A 22,052-nucleotide genomic window follows, 5' to 3' on the forward strand; every position below is an offset into this window, starting at 1 on the left:
TTTTTGTGTTCTAAATGCTGAAGAGTTGTCCGAGCAGGAAAGTAACTCCCATAGTCAAGAGACCAATAGTGAGGTTTCGAATCATTGCTGTTTTAGTCGGAGCCTTTCCAAGTTTGGCACTAGTGTAACCAGTGAGAAGAAGGGCCACACCGACGATAAGGACAGTAGCAGGGACGCGGTATTCACTTGGGAAAATGGTCACTGACAACATTGGAGGCAAACTTCCAAGGAAAAAGGCAACGAAGCTAGAAATGGCAGCGTGCCAAGGATTGGTAAATTCTTCATACTCAATCCCATATTTTTCCTCAACCAAAGCCTTGAGGGGATTTTTAAGAAAGGCCTTATTGGTCAAGAGTTGGGCAGAAGTTTCGCATTCTCCATTTTGGATATAGGCAGCATGGAGAGACTTTTTAGCTAATTCCATATCTTGGTCTAGCAAGAGCTGCTCACGCGCAACGGCTGCTTCCTCGGTATCTTTTTGTGTTGAAACGGATACATATTCTCCACCAGCCATTGAAAAGGCACCAGCTAGGATAGCCGCAAACCCTGATAAAAAGATAATCCAGATGTTGCTCGTGGCACTGGCAACCCCGATAACCACACCAGCAATGGAAATGATTCCATCGTTAGCACCAAGAACACCCGCACGCAGGATATTTAAACGACCTGCAAAATTTGAATCGATTTCGTGATTTGTTTCTGACATAGTATTCTCCTTTTTATCCAGTATAAAGGAAAAATATAAGGAAATCAATCTTTTAAAATTATATGAAAAAAGTTGCACGATTCTAATTTTACGAGCTTTTTAAAAGTTAGAAACAGCACTAGCTAGTGGAGAAGGATAAAAGAGAAGCAAAGCTGATAGACTAGTCCTTTTTCTACTTATCTATGGTATAATAGGAGGTAGATTTACTAATCGGAGTAAGAAAGATTTTATGATTAAACTAGTAGCAACAGATATGGATGGAACCTTCCTAGATGGGAATGGACGCTTTGATATGGAACGCCTCAAAAACTTACTTGTTTCCTACAAGGAAAAAGGGATTTACTTTGCGGTGGCTTCGGGGCGCGGCTTTCTGTCACTAGAAAAATTATTTGCTGATGTTCGTGATGACATTATTTTCATCGCGGAAAATGGTAGTTTGGTAGAGTATCAGGGTCAGGACTTGTATGAAGCGACCATGTCTCGTGAGTTTTATCTGATGACTTTTGAAAAGCTGAAAACGTCACCTTATGTAGATATCAATAAACTGCTCTTGACGGGTAAGAAGGGTTCATATGTTCTAGATACAGTCGATGCGACCTATTTGAAACAGAGTCAGCATTATAATGAAAATATCCAAAAAGTAGCGAGTCTGGAAGATATTACAGATGACATTTTTAAATTCACAACCAACTTCACAGAAGAAACTCTTGAAGCTGGGGAGGCTTGGGTCAATGAAAATGTCCCTGGTGTTAAGGCTATGACAACTGGCTTTGAATCCATTGATATTGTTCTGGACTATGTCGATAAGGGAGTGGCTATTGTTGAATTAGTTAAAAAACTTGGTATCACAATGGATCAGGTCATGGCATTTGGAGACAATCTAAATGACTTGCATATGATGCAGGTTGTGGGACATCCTGTAGCTCCTGAAAATGCAAGACCAGAAATTTTAGAATTAGCAAAGACTGTGATTGGTCACCATAAAGACCAGTCGGTTATAGCTTATATGGAGGGCTTATAATGGCAGATATAAAATTGATTGCATTGGACTTGGACGGGACCTTGCTGACTACTGATAAAAGGCTGACGGATCGGACCAAGGCAACCTTGAAAGCTGCGCGTGATCGTGGTATCAAGGTCGTATTGACAACTGGTCGTCCCTTAAAAGCCATGGATTTCTTTCTCCATGAGCTAGGGACTGACGGCCAGGAAGATGAGTATACGATTACCTTTAATGGAGGTTTAGTTCAGAAAAATACAGGTGAAATCCTTGATAAAACAGTCTTTTCATATGATGATGTGGCACGCTTGTATGAAGAAACAGAGAAATTATCACTGCCTCTTGATGCCATCTCAGAAGGAACTGTTTATCAAATCCAATCGGACCAAGAAAGTCTTTATGCCAAATTCAATCCAGCATTGACTTTTGTTCCAGTGGACTTTGAAGACTTGTCTAGTCAGATGACCTACAATAAGTGCGTGACTGCCTTTGCTCAAGAACCCTTGGATGCAGCTATTCAGAAGATTTCTCCAGAATTGTTTGACCAATATGAAATCTTTAAATCACGTGAAATGTTGCTAGAGTGGTCACCAAAGAATGTTCATAAAGCAACAGGTTTGGCAAAACTAATCAGCCATCTTGGAATCGACCAAAGCCAAGTTATGGCATGTGGTGACGAGGCCAATGACCTTTCTATGATTGAATGGGCAGGGCTCGGTGTTGCCATGCAAAATGCTGTTCCTGAAGTCAAGGCAGTCGCAAATGTGGTAACTCCAATGACCAATGATGAAGAGGCTGTCGCCTGGGCTATCGAAGAATATGTGCTAAAGGAGAACTAAGATATGGGATTATTTGACCGTCTATTCGGAAAAAAAGAAGAACCTAAAATCGAAGAAGTTGTAAAAGAAGCTCTGGAAAATCTTGATTTGTCTGAAGATACAGAAGCTGAGGAAGTTTCTCAAGAAGTAGCAGAAGTTGAAAGTTCTGAAGAAGATCTGCTCCAAGAAGAGGAAAATCAAAAGACAGTTGAAGAAAGTCTGGATTCAGAGCTAGCTGTAGAGGTTCATCAAGAAGAAATTACTGAGGAAGAAAATCCTGAGTTCATAGAAGATGAAGAAGAAAACAGCATTGAAGTTCTTGAACCAGAAACTCCTCAAGCAGAAGAAACCGTTCAGGAAAAATATGACCGTAGTCTCAAGAAAACTCGTTCAGGCTTCGGAGCTCGCTTAAATGCCTTCTTTGCTAATTTCCGCTCTGTCGATGAAGAATTCTTCGAGGAGTTGGAAGAACTACTGATTATGAGTGACGTTGGTGTCCAAGTCGCTTCTAACTTAACAGAGGAACTACGCTACGAAGCCAAGCTTGAAAACGCCAAGAAACCTGATGCACTTCGCCGTGTCATTATTGAGAAATTGGTTGAGCTTTATGAGAAGGATGGCAACTACGATGAAAGAATCCACTTCCAAGATGGCTTGACAGTCATGCTCTTCGTCGGTGTTAATGGTGTTGGGAAAACAACTTCTATCGGAAAACTAGCCCACCGCTACAAACAAGCTGGGAAGAAGGTCATGTTGGTTGCGGCAGACACCTTCCGTGCAGGTGCAGTAGCCCAGCTAGCTGAATGGGGCCGTCGTGTGGATGTTCCAGTAGTAACTGGAGCTGAAAAAGCTGACCCAGCCAGTGTGGTCTTTGATGGAATGGAACGTGCCGTGGCTGAAGGTATCGATATTCTCATGATTGATACTGCTGGTCGTTTGCAAAACAAGGACAACCTCATGGCTGAGTTGGAGAAGATTGGACGCATCATCAAGCGTGTTGTACCCGAAGCTCCGCATGAAACCTTCTTGGCACTTGATGCATCAACAGGTCAAAATGCCCTAGTACAGGCCAAAGAATTTTCAAAAATTACCCCTTTGACAGGAATTGTCTTGACTAAGATTGATGGAACTGCTCGAGGTGGTGTTGTTCTAGCTATTCGAGAAGAACTCAATATTCCTGTAAAATTGATTGGTTTTGGTGAAAAAGTCGATGATATTGGAGAGTTTAACTCAGAAAACTTTATGAAGGGTCTCTTGGAAGGCTTAATCTAATCAGAAGTAAAAATCCTGCAAGGTACAAACTTGCAGGATTTTTTTATTCTAAACGGCCATCTTGACGATAGGCGATATCTGGTTGCCAAGTCCATTTGGCATCGAATTTTTCAAGTAAGTCAAAGCTTGCTTGAGGCCCCATGCTTCCAGCTTTATAGTCATGAAGTGGGGCACCATTTTCAGCCCAGAGTTCTTCAATACGGTCAATCAATTTCCATGACGCACCAACTTCATCCCAGTGGCTAAAGTTAGTTGAGTTGTTATTTAAGACATCATAAATCAATTTCTCGTATGGTTCTGGAGAAGCACCCGTTGCGGTCGCATCTGTGCGGTAATCAAGTGAGTTAGGAGCCAAGTTGAATTCTTCTCCTACTTGTTTCCCATTTAGGCTAAGAGAGAAGCCTTCTGTTGGTTGGATATAGATGGTCAAAATGTTTGGAGCAAGTGGTTCTCCAAAGATAGAATCCATTTGTTTAAAGACGATGTTGACATGAGTTCCTTTTTCAGTCAGACGTTTACCAGTACGGAAGAAGAAAGGAACACCACGGAAGCGATCGCTGTTTACAAAGAAGGCACCAGATGCAAAGGTTTCAGTTGTAGATTCTGGATTTACATTTGGCTCGCTACGATAAGAAATGTATTTCATGCCATCAATCTTACCTGAACGGTATTGACCACGGATAAAGTGTTCTTTAAGCTCTTCATCCGTTGGATGATAGAGGTTTTTAAAGACCTTAATCTTTTCGGCACGAATCTCGTCTTTTGTGAAGCTTGCTGGCTTATCCATGGCAAGCAGAGAAAGAAGTTGCAAAGTATGGTTTTGTACCATGTCACGGAGGGCACCAGATTGGTCATAGTAGCCACCACGTTCTTCTACACCCAAGCGCTCTGCAAAAGTAATTTGAACATTATCGATAAAGTCCTTGTTCCAAACATTTTCAAAAATCAGGTTTGCAAAGCGAACTGCAAAGATACTTTGGATCATTTCCTTACCAAGATAATGGTCGATACGGAAAATTTGTTCTTCATCAAATGTTGCTAGGAGTTCGTCATTCAACTTGCTTGCAGTTGCGTAATCTGTACCAAATGGTTTTTCAACGATTAAGCGCTCAAAACCTTTACCATCCACAATGTTTTCAGACTTGAGGTGTTTTGCGATAGTTCCAAAGAACTGAGGTGCCATAGACAAGAAGAAGAGCTTGTTGTGTTCAGCTTGGTACTTGTCATTTAGTTCAGCCTGCAATTGACGTAAAGCAATGTAGTGTTCCGTATCATTGACATCATGACTTTGATAGTAGAAGTGGCTAGCGAACTCTTGAGCCTGTTCGGTACTATCTGCCAAATCAAGGATCGATTCGACTACAACAGATTCAAAATATTCCTTGCTCCAAGGACGACGAGCAGTTCCAATGACTGCAAAGTGCTCGGAAAGATTGCCGGATTTATATAGTCTAAAAAGGGAAGGGTAGAGCTTGCGTTTAGCCAGGTCTCCACTCGCACCGAAAATTGTAACAATAACCTTAGATGACATCTAGCTACCTAATTTCTATTTTTATTCCTAGTCTTGCTAGGTATGAGGAAATCTCATTTCATAAACTTAATTCTAACATAATTTTCCGAAAAATCAAAAAATCCAATACGAGATAGAAAAAAACTGCAAGGAAATCCTTACAGTTTGAGTTTAGACGTTTAAGACCTTGTCCAAGAAATCTTTCAGACGAGGGTGTTGAGGGTTATCAAATATTTGATCAGGTGTTCCGTCTTCTAGGAATTCACCATCCGCAGTAAAGATAACGCGGTTGGCAACCTGACGAGCAAATCCCATCTCATGGGTTACGATAATCATAGTCATACCTTGCTCAGCCAATTCCTTCATAACGTTCAGTACGTCTCCGACCATCTCAGGGTCAAGGGCAGAAGTTGGTTCATCAAAGAGCATGATGTCTGGATTCATTGCTAGTCCACGAGCGATAGCCACACGTTGTTTTTGACCACCTGATAGGCTATCTGGATTAGCATTAGCTTTATCTGCTAGCCCAACCTTCTCAAGCAACTCCATCCCCAATTTCTCAGCTTCTTCCTTAGTCATCAACTTGTGCTCAATAGGAGCAAAGGTGATGTTGTCCAATACAGACATATGAGGGAAGAGGTTGAAGTGTTGGAACACCATTCCGATATTTTCACGGACGTGGTCAACGTTGGTTGTTTTTTCAGTTAAGTCATAACCGTTCACAGTGATGTGACCACTCGTAACTTCTTCTAAAAGATTAAGGCTACGGAGGAAAGTTGACTTACCAGAACCTGAAGGACCGATGATACAAACAACATCTCCTTCATAGAACTTGGTCGTAATTCCTTTTAAAACCTCATTTTTTCCATAGTGCTTGTGTAAATCATTTACATCAATTTTTAGTTTTGCCATTAACGAATCCTCTTTTCTAAGCGTTTCGCTAGTCTAGTCAAAAGTGTGATAATTACAAGATAGAAGATAGCAAGGATTGCATACATCTTGAAACTTTGGTAGTTACGGGCAATGATAATCTTACCAGTTTGGAAGAGTTCAACCAAACCGATAGCAGATACGATAGTTGTATCTTTAAGAGCAATAACGAATTGGTTAACAAAGTTTGGCAACATCAATTTAGTGGCTTGTGGCAAGATAATCTTACGCATGGTTTTTCCATAAGAGATACCCAAGCTTCGGCTGGCTTCCATTTGGCCAACTGGGACGGCTTGAATACCACCACGAACGATTTCAGCGATATAAGCAGCCGCATTGAGTGAGAGGGCAATAGTACCAGCTACGAAATCGTTAATTGGACTTTGTTGGCCTGTGATAGACTCGATGAAGTTTGGAATTCCCCAGAAGATGAAGGCTGCAAGAATCATCAATGGAATACCACGGATAACGTCAACGAAAATCTCAGAGATTACGCGAAGAGATTTGTATGGGCTAACGCTAAACATACCGAAGATAATCCCGATGACAATGGCAATAGCAAATGAGATAAGAGCTAGAGCAAGAGTGATACCAAGCCCACTAAGGAGTTGTTTGTAGTTGTTTTGAAGCAAGCCCCAGATTGTGGTTTCATCAACAGTGCTTGTTGAAGTAGATGAAGATTCGCTAGCTAGGTATTTATCAAGAATCTTTTGGAATTCTCCGTTTGCTTTAAGGTTTGCAAGTCCGTTGTTGAACATTTCAATTAACTCTGGATTTGCTCCTTTTTTAACAGCAAAGGCTGTTTCACCGATTGGAGTTCCAGCGATTGGTGTTTTCAATTTTTGTCCTTGACTGATAGAATATTTGAGGACAGGCTCATCATCCATAACGGCATCGATAGCTCCAGTATTTAAACTGTCATACATTGAAGAACCATCAGCAAAAGTTTTGATTTTGTAACCGTATTTACTTTGATTTTCTGTTAGGAAGGTTTGAGAAGCAGTTCCGTTTTTAACACCGACTGTCTTCCCTTTCAAATCTTCATAAGAAGCAATGGTGCTTGATTCTTTGACACCAAGGATAGTATTTGCAGTGTAGTATGATTCTGAGAAGTCAAAAGTTGCCTTACGAGCATCTGTGACAGACATACCAGCAATGATACCATCAGCTTGTCCAGCTTGAACAGCACTGATAGCGGCATCAAAACCAGGGTTGGTGATTTCAATTTCGAAACCTTGGTCTTTAGCGATGGCCTTAATCAAGTCCATATCAATACCAGTAAATTGGTTGCTTGAGTTTTGGAAAACAAAAGGTGCAAAAGAAGAATCACTGGCAATGATGTATTTAGCCTTAACAGGAGTTGCTTTTAGACCAGCTGCAGTAGTTGTGGTTGGCACTGCTGAAGATGATGAAGCAGTCCATTTCTTGATGATTTTATCAAGACTACCATCTTTTTTCATTTCAGCCAAGGCTTGGTTAAATTCAGTGACTAGGTGCTCGTATTTGCTTCCTTTTTTCACACCAAAAGCAAAACTTCCTACAGCTTCACCATCCATTTCAATATGGAGGTCTTGACCTTGGTTAATTGCATACTCGATAACAGGTTTATCATCCATCATGGCATCGATGGCACCAGCAGCCAAGCTGTTGTTCATCAAATCACCAGTGTCAAATGTTTTAATACTAAAGCCGTATTTGTCCTTAATACTTTCAAGGAAACGTTGAGCGGCTGTTCCGTTTTTAACACCAACAGTTTTACCTTTTAATTGGTCGTACTGACTAATCTTGTGTGATTTTGTAGTAGCAATGACAACTTTTGTATCATAGTAAGTATCAGACATGGTGAAAACTTTTTCACGTTCTGCAGTTTTTGTCATTCCTGCCATGATTGCGTCAGCTTGACCAGCTTGAACCGCATTGACCGCTGCGTCAAATCCAGGATAGGACATCTGAATGTTCCATCCTTTAATCTCAGCGACTTTGTTGATAATGTCAACATCAATTCCTTTATAAGTTTGATCTGAATCTTTAAACTCAAAAGGTGCATAGGCGGTATCAGAAACAATCTTAATCGTCTCTGCTTTCGCAATACCTAATGAGAAAATTGGGAATAAAATTAGCAAAAATGCTAGAAATTTTTTCTTCATTTTTAGTCTCCTTTTCCGAATATTTTCCCATTATATCAGAAAAAACAAAAAAATGCAAATCTAGGGACTTTTATGTTAGAAGATATAACATAAAAGCTCTTTATTTCTTTCTTGAACTGCTACCACAAAGTGCTATAATAATAGTATATAATGGAAGAAAAGAGGACGGAGATGTGAAGAACAAAAGAATTTTTAAAGACTTCCAAGCTTCTCAAATGCGGTTAAACCTCTACACAAGCCCCTTGTTAGCCTTTGCTTTTGTCTTTATAGGAGAGTTTGTGGCTTATACTTTATATGGTATTAGTTTGTTAGCTCTCATCGGACTTGCTAGAAATTTTGGAGAGGCTGGTCAAGCTTTTGCAATCTACTTGCAGACCTTGCAGCAGAGCTTGATGGATAAAACAGGTGATTTTCGTTTAATTTTAGAATTGCTGGCCTTTGGTTTTATTCTCAACACTGTGTTCAGATGGACTAGAAAAGTTGAGAAAAGACCTATTCGAACTTTGGGATTTTATAGAGAGAATTTCCTCAGCAATCTCTTTAAAGGATTTGGCCTAGGCCTGGCACTTTTTCTTCTGACCTTGTTAGGTTTAGTGGCCTTGGGGCAATATCGTTTTGAGTCTATTCACTTAAATCCTTATTCGCTTGCCTTTGTTGTCTTTACTATTCCATTTTGGATTTTACAGGGGACAGCAGAAGAAGTGGTGTCCCGTGCTTGGCTCCTTCCCCAATTGGCCTCAAGAACTAATCTAAAACTTGCTGTTCTTATATCTAGCCTATTCTTTACCCTGCTTCATGTGGGAAATTCTGGTCTCACACCTCTATCTCTAGTGAATCTCTTTTTATTCGGAGCTGCAATGTCACTTTACCTTCTCAAAACTGATACAGTTTGGGGTATTGCAGGTATTCATGGGGCCTGGAATTTTGCTCAAGGAAATCTCTTTGGGATTTTAGTTAGTGGTCAGCAGTCAGGAACGTCTTTGATGACCTTTTTACCACAAGGCAATCAAGACTGGCTATCAGGTGGTTCTTTTGGGATCGAAGGTTCTATCATGACAAGTCTGGAATTGCTACTGCTGATTGTCTATCTCGCTTATCAATTAAAGAAAGAAAATGAAAGGATGTGACTTCGGTCCGTCCTTTTCTTCGTGAAAATGCTACAAGTATGCTAAAATAGGAATAGCACATGGAGAGAGGATTCTTATGATCAATCGCATTACAGACAATCAATTTAAACTAGTATCAAAATATCAACCATCAGGAGATCAACCCCAAGCTATCGAGCAGTTGGTAGATAATATCGAGGGTGGAGAAAAAGCTCAGATTCTGATGGGGGCGACTGGAACAGGGAAGACCTATACCATGAGTCAAGTTATTTCCAAAGTCAATAAACCCACTCTGGTCATTGCTCACAATAAGACGCTTGCTGGCCAGCTCTATGGAGAGTTCAAGGAATTTTTCCCTGAAAATGCAGTTGAGTACTTTGTGTCTTACTATGATTATTACCAGCCAGAAGCTTATGTCCCTTCTAGCGACACCTATATTGAAAAGGATAGTTCTGTCAATGACGAGATTGACAAGCTCCGCCACTCAGCGACTTCGGCCCTTTTGGAGCGTAATGATGTTATTGTCGTGGCCTCAGTCTCTTGTATCTATGGTTTGGGTTCGCCCAAGGAATACGCTGATAGTGTCGTCAGTCTCCGTCCAGGTCTTGAGATTTCTCGTGATAAACTCTTGAATGACTTGGTTGATATTCAGTTTGAGCGCAATGATATTGATTTCCAACGGGGAAGATTTCGTGTGCGTGGGGATGTGGTGGAGATTTTCCCAGCTTCCCGTGATGAGCATGCCTTTCGAGTAGAATTTTTTGGAGACGAAATTGATCGTATTCGTGAAGTGGAAGCTTTGACAGGTCAGGTCTTGGGAGAAGTGGACCATTTGGCGATTTTTCCAGCTACTCACTTTGTGACCAATGACGACCATATGGAAGTGGCCATTGCTAAAATTCAGACTGAGTTGGAGGAGCAACTAGCTATCTTTGAGAAGGAAGGCAAATTGCTTGAAGCCCAGCGCTTGAAACAACGGACAGAGTACGATATCGAAATGCTACGTGAGATGGGCTATACCAACGGGGTTGAAAACTACTCACGCCATATGGATGGACGTAGCGAAGGTGAGCCTCCTTATACGCTCCTCGACTTCTTCCCAGATGATTTCTTGATTATGATTGACGAGAGTCACATGACTATGGGACAAATCAAAGGAATGTACAATGGAGACCGTTCGCGTAAGGAAATGTTAGTAAATTATGGTTTCCGCTTGCCGTCTGCTCTGGACAATCGTCCTCTCCGTCGGGAGGAGTTTGAAAGCCATGTACATCAGATTGTCTACGTTTCAGCGACACCTGGTGACTACGAAAATGAACAGACCGAGACAGTGATTGAGCAAATCATTCGTCCGACAGGGCTATTGGATCCTGAGGTGGAAGTCCGTCCGACAATGGGACAGATTGATGACCTCTTAGGTGAAATCAATGCCCGTGTTGAAAAGAATGAACGAACCTTTATCACCACTTTGACCAAGAAAATGGCAGAGGACTTGACCGACTACTTCAAGGAAATGGGCATCAAGGTCAAGTACATGCACTCAGATATCAAGACTTTAGAGCGGACAGAGATTATCCGTGACCTGCGCTTGGGTGTCTTTGATGTCTTGGTCGGAATCAACCTGCTCCGTGAGGGGATTGATGTTCCTGAAGTGAGCCTCGTAGCTATTCTCGATGCTGACAAGGAAGGTTTCCTTCGAAACGAGCGTGGACTCATCCAGACCATTGGACGTGCTGCCCGTAACAGCGAAGGTCATGTCATCATGTATGCGGACACGGTTACCCAGTCTATGCAACGTGCCATCGATGAAACTGCCCGTCGTCGCAAAATCCAGATGGCCTATAATGAAGAACATGGTATTGTGCCTCAGACAATCAAGAAAGAAATCCGTGATCTGATTGCTGTGACCAAGGCAGTTGCTAAGGAAGAAGACAAGGAAGTTGACTTCAATAGCCTCAACAAACAAGAGCGCAAAGAACTTGTTAAGAAACTAGAAAAACAAATGCAAGAAGCAGTTGAAGTGCTTGACTTTGAACTCGCAGCTCAGATCCGCGATATGATGCTGGAAGTCAAGGCGCTTGGGTAGGAATACCCATACTAAATAAAATTTATAATTGAATTGCTTACAAGGAGAATGTAGTCATGAAAAAACTGTTACTGTTTCTATTTTTTGTTGTAAATATAGTCCCTTTATTTTTTATTCTACGTATTGCTTTCTTATTCTTCACAACAACTTATGATATTTTCCCCGAAGCAAATATAAAGGAAGTAGAAATTGCTACTAGAAGAACTCTTGATTTGTATGGCTTTAAAGGTAATGTGAAGGTTACAAACTTTTCTAGAGATAAATGGCTTTCTCAAGACTATAAAATTGAATACTTATATAGTGAAGAAATTAACGGGAGAAGTATTACTGTGAGTGATGCTTTGATTTATTATCCAAAATCCTCAAAAAGTAATCCTAAAAAAACAAAGGAGGAATTGATTTATGATGGGACTACAAAAACAATGTTACAAGAATTCTCGGGGATGGCACATGAACTTCTCAATCATAAACCAGAAACAATTTCATATAAAGAAAAAGTAGAGAGTTTTTTCAAGCAATTTGAGAATCCAAATCTAGAATATGTAAATACTTATTGGAGTGTCGATGAGAAAGCAGAGAATATTACAGAATATTATGATCTCATAGATAAGAATCGTAAGGAGGGGAAACCTTTTCATGGTTTATATGATCTCCCTATTGATGAATTTCTGGCAAAAGGAATTATTAAAGGTCATGTTATCTATAAAGATATTGTGTTAGAAGAAGGACACAAGGATTATTTTAATGGTGAAGGTGGTTTGAAAGAGTTTATCAAAAATGGAATAGATAGCGCAGACCTTGCAGACGCATTTTATGAAATCTCTTATTATTACGCCGGAAAAAGTGGGGAAAGCTATCGTTCTGGTAGCAAGACAACTTTAAAAATTCAAAATCATAAAATCATAAAATGAAGGATTATGGAATTAGTAATGACTAAAAACTTTTTCATTAAGTCTTTTAGTTCGATATTAATAATGGATTTGGAACAACATACAGTCCATCGATTATTGAAGTATAAACATGAAAAGAAAAGGAGTCATCCATCTTGAAACACTTAACTTTATTTAGAATAGTCTATCTGATTTTACTAGGATTTGTCCTTATCGATTTTTGCCTATCAATATTTGGTTTATCGTTTACTCCCATTCTTTGGGATAGTTGGCTTTTCCTTTTAGTGATTACTCTTTTTATTCGTTTTTGTAGACATCTGGTAATTCTAGACCTTCTCTTTGGAATATTTGGAATACAATTCATCCCCATGATATTTAAAACAGGACAATTTGTACCAATTATTTTGGCTATTGTGCATATTCTTAGTTATTGTTTCAAGGAACGATACCGTCTTTTTGAAGGAATTCGTAGTGCTATTTGTAGTTTATATATATGGATATTTGTGTTTGTTATTTTTGCCTTTGTGACACGAATCCCTATTCCAATAACACTTGATTTTGAAGTTCAGGAACAAGAAATTGTCATTAAAAAAGGATATTTGCTTCATGAAGTAAATTATTACCACGAACGAATTAATCCTTTCATTATGAAGTCTGAAATTAGCCATGAAAAAGTCATTTAATATAGAAAGTGAGTACTATGTCCCGTTCCCAATTAACGATTTTAACAAATATTTATCTGATTGAAGCTCTCGAAACATAGTGCGTGGTCATGCAGTATCGCTCTCCTGAAACCAATCGCTGTTCTGGTTATGGCTTTTGGGGAGGGCATGTCATCATGTATGCGGACACTGTGACTCAGTCTATGCAACGTGCTATCGATGAAACTGCCCGTCGTCGGAAAATCCAGATGGCCTATAATGAAGAACACGGTATTGTGCCTCAGACAATCAAGAAAGAAATCCGTGACCTGATTGCTGTGACCAAGGCAGTTGCTAAGGAAGAAGACAAGGAAGTCGATATCAATAGCCTAAACAAACAAGAGCGCAAAGAACTTGTTAAGAAACTCGAAAAACAAATGCAAGAAGCCGTCGAAGTGCTTGACTTTGAACTAGCGGCTCAGATACGTGATATGATGTTGGAAGTCAAGGCCTTGGATTAAGGAGAAGAAAATAAATGACGGTTATTATTAAATCAATGGAAACTCCTGAAGAGATAGAAGGTAAATCCCTCGTTCACTGGCAAACGTGGAGAGAGGCTTATGATGACCTTTTACCTGCAGAATTTCAGGAGACAATGACATTAGAAAGATGTCGATTCTTTAGTAAAAAGTATCCAGAAAATACATTGATTGTGATGGATGGTATGAAGGTAGTTGGTTTTATCAGTTATGGTAACTTTCGTGATGAGACTATTCAAGCTGGTGAAATTATTGCTTTATATGTTTTAAAAGACTATTATGGAAAAGGTATTGCACAAAAGTTAATAAAAGCAGCTTTGATTGCTCTTGATCATTTTTCTGAAATTTTCTTATGGGTATTGAAAGATAATAAGCGCGCCATTACCTTCTATCAAAAAATGGGTTTTACTTTTGATGACCAAGAAAAAATACTTGAACTTGGAAAGCCTATAAAGGAAAAACGGATGGTATTCTATTCTAAATAATTTTAAAAGTAGAAGCTAATGGTACTGGTACCAAGTCTAAAAATTTAATAAATTAGAAAGTGAGTAAATTTATGTCACGTTCCCAATTAACGATTTTAACAAATATTTGTTTGATTGAAGATCTCGAAACTCAGCGCGTGGTTATGCAGTATCGCTCTCCTGAAACCAATCGCTGGTCTGGTTATGCCTTTCCAGGAGGCCATGTAGAAAATGGCGAATCTTTCGCAGAGTCTGTCATTCGTGAAATCTATGAAGAAACAGGGTTGACTATCCAAAATCCTCAACTTGTCGGCATTAAAAATTGGCCACTAGATACAGGTGGGCGCTATATTGTCATTTGTTATAAGGCGACTGAGTTTTCTGGTACCCTTCGCTCTTCTGATGAAGGAGAAGTGTCTTGGGTGCAAAAAGACCAGATTCCGAATTTGGATCTGGCCTATGATATGTTACCTTTGATGAAAATGATGGAAGCGCCTGACAAATCAGAGTTTTTCTATCACCACCGTACAGAAGATGGCTGGGAGAAGAAAATCTTCTAGTCTTTCACTAAATAACCTAGCTGATCCAAGGCCTCCTCGATATAGTGGAGGTCTTGTTGTGTTTCGGCTTCGACTAGATGGTAATGGATGCCATCTGTCAATTCAGATAGAGGTCTAAAGTCAGAATGTTCGACTTGTTCTAGAAAATGTTGGACATCTCTGCGACAAGACAATTTAAGCAAGGTTTCAATTTCTCCATAAACGGGATGGTCAATCAAGGTATTCTGGACACGACCTCCATTATCTACGATAGCAAAGAGTTCCTGACCGATTTCTTCAACTTCATGTTTTACTTTGAAAAGTTTGTGAACATAAGGATTGGTATCAATTTGCTTATAGATGTAGCCACGATTAGTGGATAAGATAGGAGCGCCATCGGCTCTCAAAATTGCAATATCCTGTACAATGACCTGACGTGTGACATGAAAATGTTCCGCCAAACTTTGGCCGTTGAGGGCTTTAGGAGCTTCTTTCAAGAGTTGGAGCAGGGCTTGTTTGCGATCTTTTGTCATAGCTTTTCCTTTTAACGGCGTTTTCGAAGCACTTTATAGACAGCTAGTGCTAATGTATAGTCTACCATACTATGGATAATTGTGCCAAATCCAACTAGAACAAAGAGAACATAAAACATATTTTCTATATTGGTACCGGAAGTGGCGTAAAAAACGACACAGGCTAATACTTCAGCAAGGGCATGGATAATCGCTAAAACAAAGTTAAAAATCCAGGAAGATTTTGGTTTATCTAGGGTATCGGGGAATTTTTGTAGGTAAAGAGCTCCCAAAGTCCCAAAAAAGATATGGGAAAAAGCTCGAAAAACGATAACCATGGGATAGCCAGCCATCAAAAATCCAAAACTAGAGGCTAGAATGACAAAAACTGCCATCAAGGGCGACAAGAACATAGCGATAAAAATAGCGATGTGGCTCCCCAAAGTATAGGAAGCAGGAGGAATGACAATCTTAAAAGGCATAACAATTGGAATCAAAATCGCAATAGCCGTTAAAAGGGCAGTCATTGTCATAAATTGTGTCTTTTTCCGTGTATTCATAAGAATCTCCTTTTTATCTGTATATACACTAGTATAGTACAATAAACAAGACAATAAAGCAAGGATTTACTTGAGTTTATAGGTCATTTTAAATTAAATATTGGTAATGATTTCACTAAAAAGAAACTGTATAGAGCAAAATCTCCACCTTCAAGCATGAAAGTGGAGATTGTTTTTATTTTTTCAAAGTCTGTAGTCGTGGAACAATGGCTAGAGTTAGAACTGCGGAAATGACTAATTCGGCAATCGAATTTGTTGAGATAACAGTTGCTAGGAGTTTTTGGATATTACCATCAAAAACATTTCCAAAAAGGTAGAAAATTCCACCAAGTACAAAGACTGTGTTGGTAAGTGAACCAAGGGCACCAGCTAGAATCAGACCTGTCTTGTTTTTCATCAGTTTATAGACTAGATAAGGAGTTAAACCAATCAGAATACGTGGGACGATGGCAATGATAGCTGAGTAGATGTTCCCGTTTGGTACGAATGGGGAGAAGAGGTAGCTTGTTGGTAGAATTGTAATCGTATTAACTGTCAAACTAAGTAGCCCCATCAAAAATCCAAGTGTAACCCCAACGCGTGGACCGTAAATAATGCTGGCAATAATGACAGGAATATGAACGATGGTCGGTTTGATCGGGAATGGAAAAAGGTTAAAGATAAGCGAGCTCAGAAAGTGTATCACGAGCATAGTTGCAAAAAAGATAGCAATAGGTGCAATATTAGAGCGTTTTTTCATCGAGAGTTTCCTTTATTCTTTCTAAAATAATTGTGAGGTCAGCTAAAGCTCCTCGTCCATGGTCGCCACAAGCTAGTAGGGATTCCTTAGGAGCAATCAGCTGATAGTCGTAGCTTTCTAATGTTTTCAGATTAGCCTGAGTTGCTGGATGGTCATACATTTTTGTATTCATAGCTGGTGCGATGAGTTTTGGGATATGACTTGGCAAGGCTAGAGCCGTACTGGTCACCATGTTGTCCGCAAAGCCGTGGGCTAGTTTTGCAATAGTGTTAGCTGTTGCAGGGGCCACGATAAATAAATCTACTTTTTTTCCAAGTTCGATATGATTGACTTGATCAGGATAGGGTTCCTTCATGACATCTAAGTGGACGTAATTCTGTGAGAGTACCTGTAGTGTCAAAGGTTGGATAAACTCTGTAGCAGCCTGAGTCATTAAGACAGTGACTTGATGACCTTGTTTTTTTAGAGAACTGACTAAATCTGCCGACTTGTAAGAGGCGATTGAGCCCGTTACAGCCAAGAGAATATGTGTCATAGCTTTCCTTTCTATGAATGATAGGCTTGAATTTTTTCAAGGAGGAGTTTTGCAATTTCTTCTTTAGTCTGGACTGTTTGAAGCTGATCTTTCTCAACAAAGATTGCTCGATGTTGATTTGCTGAGATTTGAGTGAGGTCATTTGCAATAATCAAGTCTGCTTGGTTCTTGATAAGACTTTTTCTAGCAATGTCAACCAGATGGTCTTCGGTAACATCAACCAGCAGTTTGAAACCAATCAGATGAATAGCAGGATTCCACTCCTTGACTAGAGAGATGATTTTGGGTGTCTTTTTTAGGAACAAAACTTGAACATCATCAGTTGAAGAAATCTTAGCTTGATGATTCTGCTTGCTTAAAAATTCTTCTAGATTGGAGCTAGCCTGAACCTCCTCAAGACCTGTCATATAAATAGGAGTGTAGTCAGACACTGCCATTGAGTGAATCAAAACCTGATAGTCCTTAATACGTTCTTGCATTTCCAGTAGAAGGTCCTTGGTATTGTTAATTTCTCGAATACATAGGTTAGGATGAGGTTCTGGCTTCACAGCTCGTTTTGTCGTCATTAAACAAACTTCATGCCCTGCAGCAAGCAAGGTTTCTGTGATGATTTTCCCCAAGTGACCTGTAGAATGGTTAGTGATAGAGCGGACGCTATCGATAGCTTCACTGGTACCGCCCGATGTAACTAAAATTTTCATAGCACTATTGTACACAAAAATAAACGGTAAGTAAAATGAAAGCGATAAATTTTTGGTAAAAACGAAGATTTACTATAGTTTCAAACTATAAAGCCATATAAAATTTAAGAAAGGACTCTAAAAACCTTAAAAACAGGGATATTTACGAACGTTTAGAGAGTTTTAGGATGTTAAAAATCTTGTTTTGTGTTATAATGAATTATCATATAAGAGGTTAGAGGAGTTTTGAATGAAAACAGATATTGAAATCGCACAGAGTATTGAGTTGAAGCCAATCGTTGATGTTGTAGAGAAACTTGGTATTTCTTACGATGATTTGGAGTTGTACGGAAAGTACAAGGCTAAGCTCAGCTTTGATAAAATTCGTGCAGTTGAGAGCAATCCAGTTGGAAAATTGATTCTGGTTACTGCCATCAATCCAACACCTGCAGGTGAAGGAAAATCAACCATTACCATTGGTCTGGCGGATGCCTTGAACAAGATTGGCAAGAAAACCATGATTGCTATTCGCGAACCATCTCTTGGTCCAGTAATGGGGATTAAGGGTGGTGCCGCTGGTGGTGGTTATGCCCAAGTGCTACCAATGGAAGACATCAACCTCCACTTCACTGGAGATATGCATGCCATTACGACTGCCAACAATGCGCTTTCTGCCTTGATTGACAACCACTTACACCAAGGAAATGAGTTGGGAATTGACCAACGTCGTATTCTCTGGAAACGTGTTGTGGACTTGAACGACCGTGCTCTTCGCCATGTAACAGTTGGGCTTGGTGGTCCTCTAAATGGTATTCCTCGTGAGGATGGTTTTGACATTACCGTTGCTTCTGAAATCATGGCGATTTTGTGCTTGGCAACGGACATCGAGGATTTGAAACGTCGTTTGGCTAATATCGTTATTGGCTATCGCTATGACCGTACACCTGTTTCTGTAGGTGATTTGCAGGTTGAAGGTGCCTTAGCCTTGATTTTGAAGGATGCGATTAAGCCAAACTTGGTTCAGACAATTTACGGTACACCTGCCTTTGTACATGGTGGTCCATTTGCCAATATCGCTCACGGATGTAACTCTGTCTTGGCAACGACAACAGCCCTTCACTTGGCTGATTACACAGTTACTGAAGCTGGTTTTGGTGCAGACCTTGGTGCTGAGAAATTCCTTGATATTAAGACACCAAACTTGCCAACTTCACCAGATGCAGTTGTTATTGTTGCAACTCTTCGTGCCCTTAAGATGAATGGTGGCGTGGCTAAAGATGCTCTGACAGAGGAAAATGTGGAGGCAGTTCGTGCTGGTTTTGCTAACTTGAAACGCCACGTTGAAAATATCCGTAAATTTGGAGTACCTGCAGTAGTAGCTATTAATGAATTTGTGTCTGATACAGAAGCTGAAATTGCAGCCTTGAAAGAACTCTGTGCCTCAATCGATGTACCAGTTGAGTTGGCTAGTGTCTGGGCTGATGGTGCAGAAGGTGGAGTAGCACTTGCCGAAACAGTTGTCAAGACTATCGCTGGAAATCCAGCCAACTACACTCGTCTTTATGACAATGACCTTTCTGTCCAAGAAAAGATTGAAAAGATTGTTACTGAAATCTACCGTGGTAGCAAAGTAAACTTTGAGAAGAAAGCTCAAACGCAAATCGCTCAAATCGTTCAAAACGGTTGGGACAAATTGCCAATCTGTATGGCTAAAACTCAATATAGCTTTTCAGACAATCCAAATGCACTTGGAGCACCTGAAAACTTTGAAATTACCATTCGTGAGTTGGTACCAAAATTAGGTGCAGGCTTTATCGTTGCCCTAACTGGTGATGTCATGACTATGCCAGGTCTTCCAAAACGACCAGCAGCCCTCAACATGGATGTTGAAAGTGACGGAACAGTTCTAGGCTTGTTCTAGTAGTTTAATTGAATTCAAATGAGTTTGGAAAAGCTATCCAAGCTCATTTTCTTATCTAGATATAAGAAGTTGCCTTCTACACGTAACCAGTCTAGGTAAAGATATTTTCCCTGAATTCTGATATAATAGAAATATTGACTTCAAGAGTAAGGAAGAGAAGATGAACGCATTATTAAATGGAATGAATGACCGTCAGGCTGAGGCGGTGCAAACGACAGAAGGTCCCTTGTTGATTATGGCAGGGGCTGGTTCTGGAAAGACCCGAGTTTTGACCCACCGTATTGCTTATTTGATTGATGAAAAGCTGGTCAATCCTTGGAATATCTTGGCCATTACCTTTACTAATAAGGCTGCGCGTGAGATGAAGGAACGTGCTTATGGCCTCAATCCAGCCACTCAGGACTGTTTGATTGCGACCTTTCACTCCATGTGTGTTCGTATCTTGCGTCGCGATGCGGACCATATTGGCTACAACCGTAATTTTACTATTGTGGATCCTGGTGAACAGCGAACTCTTATGAAACGCATTCTCAAGCAGTTGAACTTGGATCCTAAAAAATGGAATGAACGGAGCATTTTAGGGACCATTTCCAATGCTAAGAATGATTTGATTGATGATGTGGCTTATGCTGCTCAAGCTGGTGATATGTACACGCAAATCGTGGCCCAGTGTTACACGGCTTATCAAAAAGAGCTTCGTCAGTCTGAGTCTGTTGACTTTGATGATTTGATTATGCTGACCCTACGTCTCTTTGATCAAAATCCTGATGTTTTGACCTACTACCAGCAGAAGTTTCAATACATCCACGTTGATGAGTACCAAGATACCAACCATGCCCAGTACCAATTGGTCAAACTCTTGGCATCGCGCTTTAAAAACATCTGTGTGGTTGGGGATGCGGACCAGTCTATCTACGGTTGGCGTGGTGCTGATATGCAGAATATCTTGGACTTTGAAAAGGATTACCCCCAAGCCAAGGTTGTTTTGTTGGAGGAGAATTACCGTTCAACTAAAACCATTTTGCAAGCGGCCAACGAGGTCATTAAAAACAATAAAAACCGTCGCCCTAAGAATCTCTGGACCCAAAATGCAGATGGGGAGCAAATTGTTTACTATCGTGCCGATGATGAGCTGGATGAGGCTGTATTTGTGGCTAAAACTATTGATGAACTTGGTCGAAGTCAAAATTTCCTTCACAAGGATTTTGCAGTTCTCTATCGTACTAACGCCCAGTCTCGTACTATTGAAGAAGCCCTGCTCAAGTCAAACATCCCTTATACCATGGTTGGCGGAACCAAGTTCTACAGCCGTAAGGAAATCCGCGATATTATCGCTTACCTCAACCTCATTGCCAATTTGAGTGACAATATCAGTTTTGAGCGTATTATCAACGAGCCGAAACGTGGAATTGGGCCAGGTACAGTTGAGAAAATCCGTGACTTTGCGAATATGCAAGACATGTCCATGCTAGATGCCTCTGCAAACATCATGTTATCTGGTATCAAGGGTAAAGCAGCCCAGTCTATCTGGGATTTTGCCAATATGATTCTAGATTTGAGGGAGCAACTGGACCACTTAAGCATTACAGAGTTGGTTGAGGCCGTCCTAGAAAAAACAGGTTACGTCGATATTCTAAATGCTCAAGCGACTTTAGAAAGCAAGGCTAGGGTTGAAAATATCGAAGAGTTCCTTTCTGTGACGAAAAACTTTGATGATACCTCTGATGGTCCAGAAGAGGAAACTGGTCTGGATAAACTGAGTCGTTTCTTGAATGACTTGGCCTTGATTGCCGATACAGATTCAGGTAGTCAGGAGACATCAGAAGTGACCCTGATGACACTACACGCTGCCAAAGGTCTCGAGTTTCCAGTTGTCTTTTTGATTGGAATGGAAGAAAATGTCTTTCCACTTAGCCGTGCGTCTGAAGATCCAGATGAATTAGAAGAAGAACGCCGTCTGGCCTACGTAGGTATCACGCGTGCAGAGAAAATTCTCTATCTGACCAATGCCAACTCGCGCTTACTTTTTGGTCGTACCAACTACAACCGTCCGACTCGTTTTATTAACGAAATCAGTTCAGACTTGCTTGAGTATCAAGGATTGGCTCGTCCAGCAAATTCAAGCTTTAAGGCATCTTATAGCAGTGGTGGGTTTGCCTTCGGTCAAGGTATGAGTTTGGCTCAGGCTCTTCAAGACCGTAAACGTGGTGTGGCACCAAAAAATATTCAGTCAAGCGGTCTTCCATGTGGTCAATTTACATCTGGGGCAAAATCAGTGTCTAGCGAGGCAAATTGGTCCATTGGAGACATTGCTCTCCACAAGAAGTGGGGAGAGGGAACTGTTCTGGAAGTTTCAGGTAACGGAGCTACTCAGGAATTAAAAATCAATTTCCCAGAAGTAGGTTTGAAAAAACTTTTGGCTAGTGTAGCCCCAATTGAGAAAAAAATCTAATTTTC

20 protein-coding genes and 1 pseudogene are annotated in these 22,052 nt (G+C 40.4%); 12 read left to right on the forward strand and 9 right to left on the reverse strand.

Annotation, left to right across the window (positions count from 1 at the left end):
* Positions 1-10: 10 nt before the first annotated feature.
* Complete coding sequence (locus tag LG372_RS01080) at positions 11-706, reverse strand: VIT family protein (protein WP_225741899.1); 696 nt, start codon at positions 704-706, stop codon at positions 11-13.
* Between the two features lie 229 nt (positions 707-935).
* On the opposite strand from LG372_RS01080, the gene LG372_RS01085 reads away from it, so the two are divergent.
* Genes LG372_RS01085 through ftsY form a run of 3 tightly spaced genes read left to right on the forward strand, consistent with a single transcriptional unit; the run spans position 936 to position 3,796 of the window.
* Positions 936-1,727 carry a Cof-type HAD-IIB family hydrolase gene (locus LG372_RS01085; RefSeq protein ID WP_225741900.1) on the forward strand — a complete coding sequence of 264 codons (792 nt, stop codon included), beginning with the start codon at positions 936-938 and terminating at the stop codon, positions 1,725-1,727.
* Positions 1,727-2,545, forward strand: a complete 819-nt coding sequence (locus tag LG372_RS01090) for a Cof-type HAD-IIB family hydrolase (protein ID WP_000763444.1) — start codon at positions 1,727-1,729, stop codon at positions 2,543-2,545. The genes LG372_RS01085 and LG372_RS01090 overlap by 1 nt, the downstream gene beginning before the upstream one ends.
* A 3-nt stretch (positions 2,546-2,548) precedes the next feature.
* A complete protein-coding gene (ftsY, locus tag LG372_RS01095) occupies positions 2,549-3,796 on the forward strand; it encodes a signal recognition particle-docking protein FtsY (protein WP_225741901.1) in 1,248 nt (415 codons plus the stop codon).
* 43 nt (positions 3,797-3,839) lie between these two features.
* Here the strand turns inward: ftsY and zwf are convergent, their stop codons facing one another.
* From zwf to LG372_RS01110, 3 genes are all read right to left on the reverse strand, one after another.
* A complete protein-coding gene (gene zwf, locus LG372_RS01100) occupies positions 3,840-5,327 on the reverse strand; it encodes a glucose-6-phosphate dehydrogenase (RefSeq protein WP_020902805.1) in 1,488 nt (495 codons plus the stop codon).
* 150 nt (positions 5,328-5,477) lie between these two features.
* Positions 5,478-6,218, reverse strand: a complete 741-nt coding sequence (locus tag LG372_RS01105; protein WP_020900924.1) for an amino acid ABC transporter ATP-binding protein — start codon at positions 6,216-6,218, stop codon at positions 5,478-5,480.
* Complete coding sequence (locus tag LG372_RS01110) at positions 6,218-8,383, reverse strand: ABC transporter substrate-binding protein/permease (protein WP_125851691.1); 2,166 nt, start codon at positions 8,381-8,383, stop codon at positions 6,218-6,220. The genes LG372_RS01105 and LG372_RS01110 overlap by 1 nt, the downstream gene beginning before the upstream one ends.
* Positions 8,384-8,556: 173 nt before the next feature.
* Between LG372_RS01110 and LG372_RS01115 the strand changes: the two genes are divergently transcribed.
* From LG372_RS01115 to LG372_RS01145, 7 genes and pseudogenes are all read left to right on the forward strand, one after another.
* Complete coding sequence (locus LG372_RS01115) at positions 8,557-9,510, forward strand: CPBP family intramembrane glutamic endopeptidase (RefSeq protein WP_225741902.1); 954 nt, start codon at positions 8,557-8,559, stop codon at positions 9,508-9,510.
* Between the two features lie 76 nt (positions 9,511-9,586).
* Positions 9,587-11,575, forward strand: a complete 1,989-nt coding sequence (gene uvrB / locus LG372_RS01120) for an excinuclease ABC subunit UvrB (RefSeq protein ID WP_225741903.1) — start codon at positions 9,587-9,589, stop codon at positions 11,573-11,575.
* 56 nt (positions 11,576-11,631) lie between these two features.
* Entirely contained in the window at positions 11,632-12,486 is an 855-nt protein-coding gene (locus LG372_RS01125) for a hypothetical protein (RefSeq protein WP_225741904.1), read from the forward strand.
* A gap of 134 nt (positions 12,487-12,620) precedes the next feature.
* Complete coding sequence (locus LG372_RS01130; protein WP_084887079.1) at positions 12,621-13,148, forward strand: hypothetical protein; 528 nt, start codon at positions 12,621-12,623, stop codon at positions 13,146-13,148.
* A 143-nt stretch (positions 13,149-13,291) separates the two neighbouring features.
* A pseudogene (locus tag LG372_RS01135) lies at positions 13,292-13,627 on the forward strand (UvrB/UvrC motif-containing protein); the annotation flags it as partial.
* Between the two features lie 14 nt (positions 13,628-13,641).
* Positions 13,642-14,130 carry a GNAT family N-acetyltransferase gene (locus tag LG372_RS01140; protein WP_225741905.1) on the forward strand — a complete coding sequence of 163 codons (489 nt, stop codon included), beginning with the start codon at positions 13,642-13,644 and terminating at the stop codon, positions 14,128-14,130.
* Positions 14,131-14,201: 71 nt separating this feature from the next.
* Positions 14,202-14,669, forward strand: a complete 468-nt coding sequence (locus LG372_RS01145; protein ID WP_225741906.1) for an 8-oxo-dGTP diphosphatase — start codon at positions 14,202-14,204, stop codon at positions 14,667-14,669.
* On the opposite strand, the gene LG372_RS01150 is transcribed toward LG372_RS01145, so the two are convergent.
* The 5 genes from LG372_RS01150 to coaB all read right to left on the reverse strand — a co-directional run bounded on the left by LG372_RS01150 (position 14,666) and on the right by coaB (position 17,695).
* Positions 14,666-15,181, reverse strand: a complete 516-nt coding sequence (locus tag LG372_RS01150) for a transcription repressor NadR (RefSeq protein WP_084928471.1) — start codon at positions 15,179-15,181, stop codon at positions 14,666-14,668. The genes LG372_RS01145 and LG372_RS01150 overlap by 4 nt on opposite strands.
* An 11-nt stretch (positions 15,182-15,192) precedes the next feature.
* On the reverse strand, positions 15,193-15,720 hold the full coding sequence (locus LG372_RS01155; protein WP_070843034.1) for an ECF transporter S component: 528 nt from the start codon (positions 15,718-15,720) through the stop codon (positions 15,193-15,195).
* Positions 15,721-15,895: 175 nt separating this feature from the next.
* Positions 15,896-16,459 carry an ECF transporter S component gene (locus LG372_RS01160; RefSeq protein WP_000747412.1) on the reverse strand — a complete coding sequence of 188 codons (564 nt, stop codon included), beginning with the start codon at positions 16,457-16,459 and terminating at the stop codon, positions 15,896-15,898.
* Positions 16,443-16,994, reverse strand: a complete 552-nt coding sequence (coaC, locus tag LG372_RS01165) for a phosphopantothenoylcysteine decarboxylase (RefSeq protein WP_225741907.1) — start codon at positions 16,992-16,994, stop codon at positions 16,443-16,445. The genes LG372_RS01160 and coaC overlap by 17 nt, the downstream gene beginning before the upstream one ends.
* An 11-nt stretch (positions 16,995-17,005) precedes the next feature.
* Entirely contained in the window at positions 17,006-17,695 is a 690-nt protein-coding gene (gene coaB / locus LG372_RS01170) for a phosphopantothenate--cysteine ligase (protein ID WP_225741908.1), read from the reverse strand.
* Between the two features lie 229 nt (positions 17,696-17,924).
* On the opposite strand from coaB, the gene LG372_RS01175 reads away from it, so the two are divergent.
* Both LG372_RS01175 and pcrA read left to right on the forward strand, forming a co-directional pair.
* Positions 17,925-19,595: a formate--tetrahydrofolate ligase gene (locus LG372_RS01175; RefSeq protein WP_225741909.1), complete on the forward strand. Its 1,671-nt coding sequence runs from the start codon at positions 17,925-17,927 to the stop codon at positions 19,593-19,595.
* A 160-nt stretch (positions 19,596-19,755) separates the two neighbouring features.
* Positions 19,756-22,047 (forward strand): DNA helicase PcrA, encoded by a 2,292-nt coding sequence (gene pcrA, locus LG372_RS01180; protein WP_225741910.1) that lies wholly within the window; start codon positions 19,756-19,758, stop codon positions 22,045-22,047.
* The last annotated feature ends 5 nt before the right edge of the window (positions 22,048-22,052 follow it).

The sequence above is a fragment of the Streptococcus sp. Marseille-Q5112 genome (assembly GCF_916700555.1).
GTDB lineage: Bacteria > Bacillota > Bacilli > Lactobacillales > Streptococcaceae > Streptococcus > Streptococcus symci.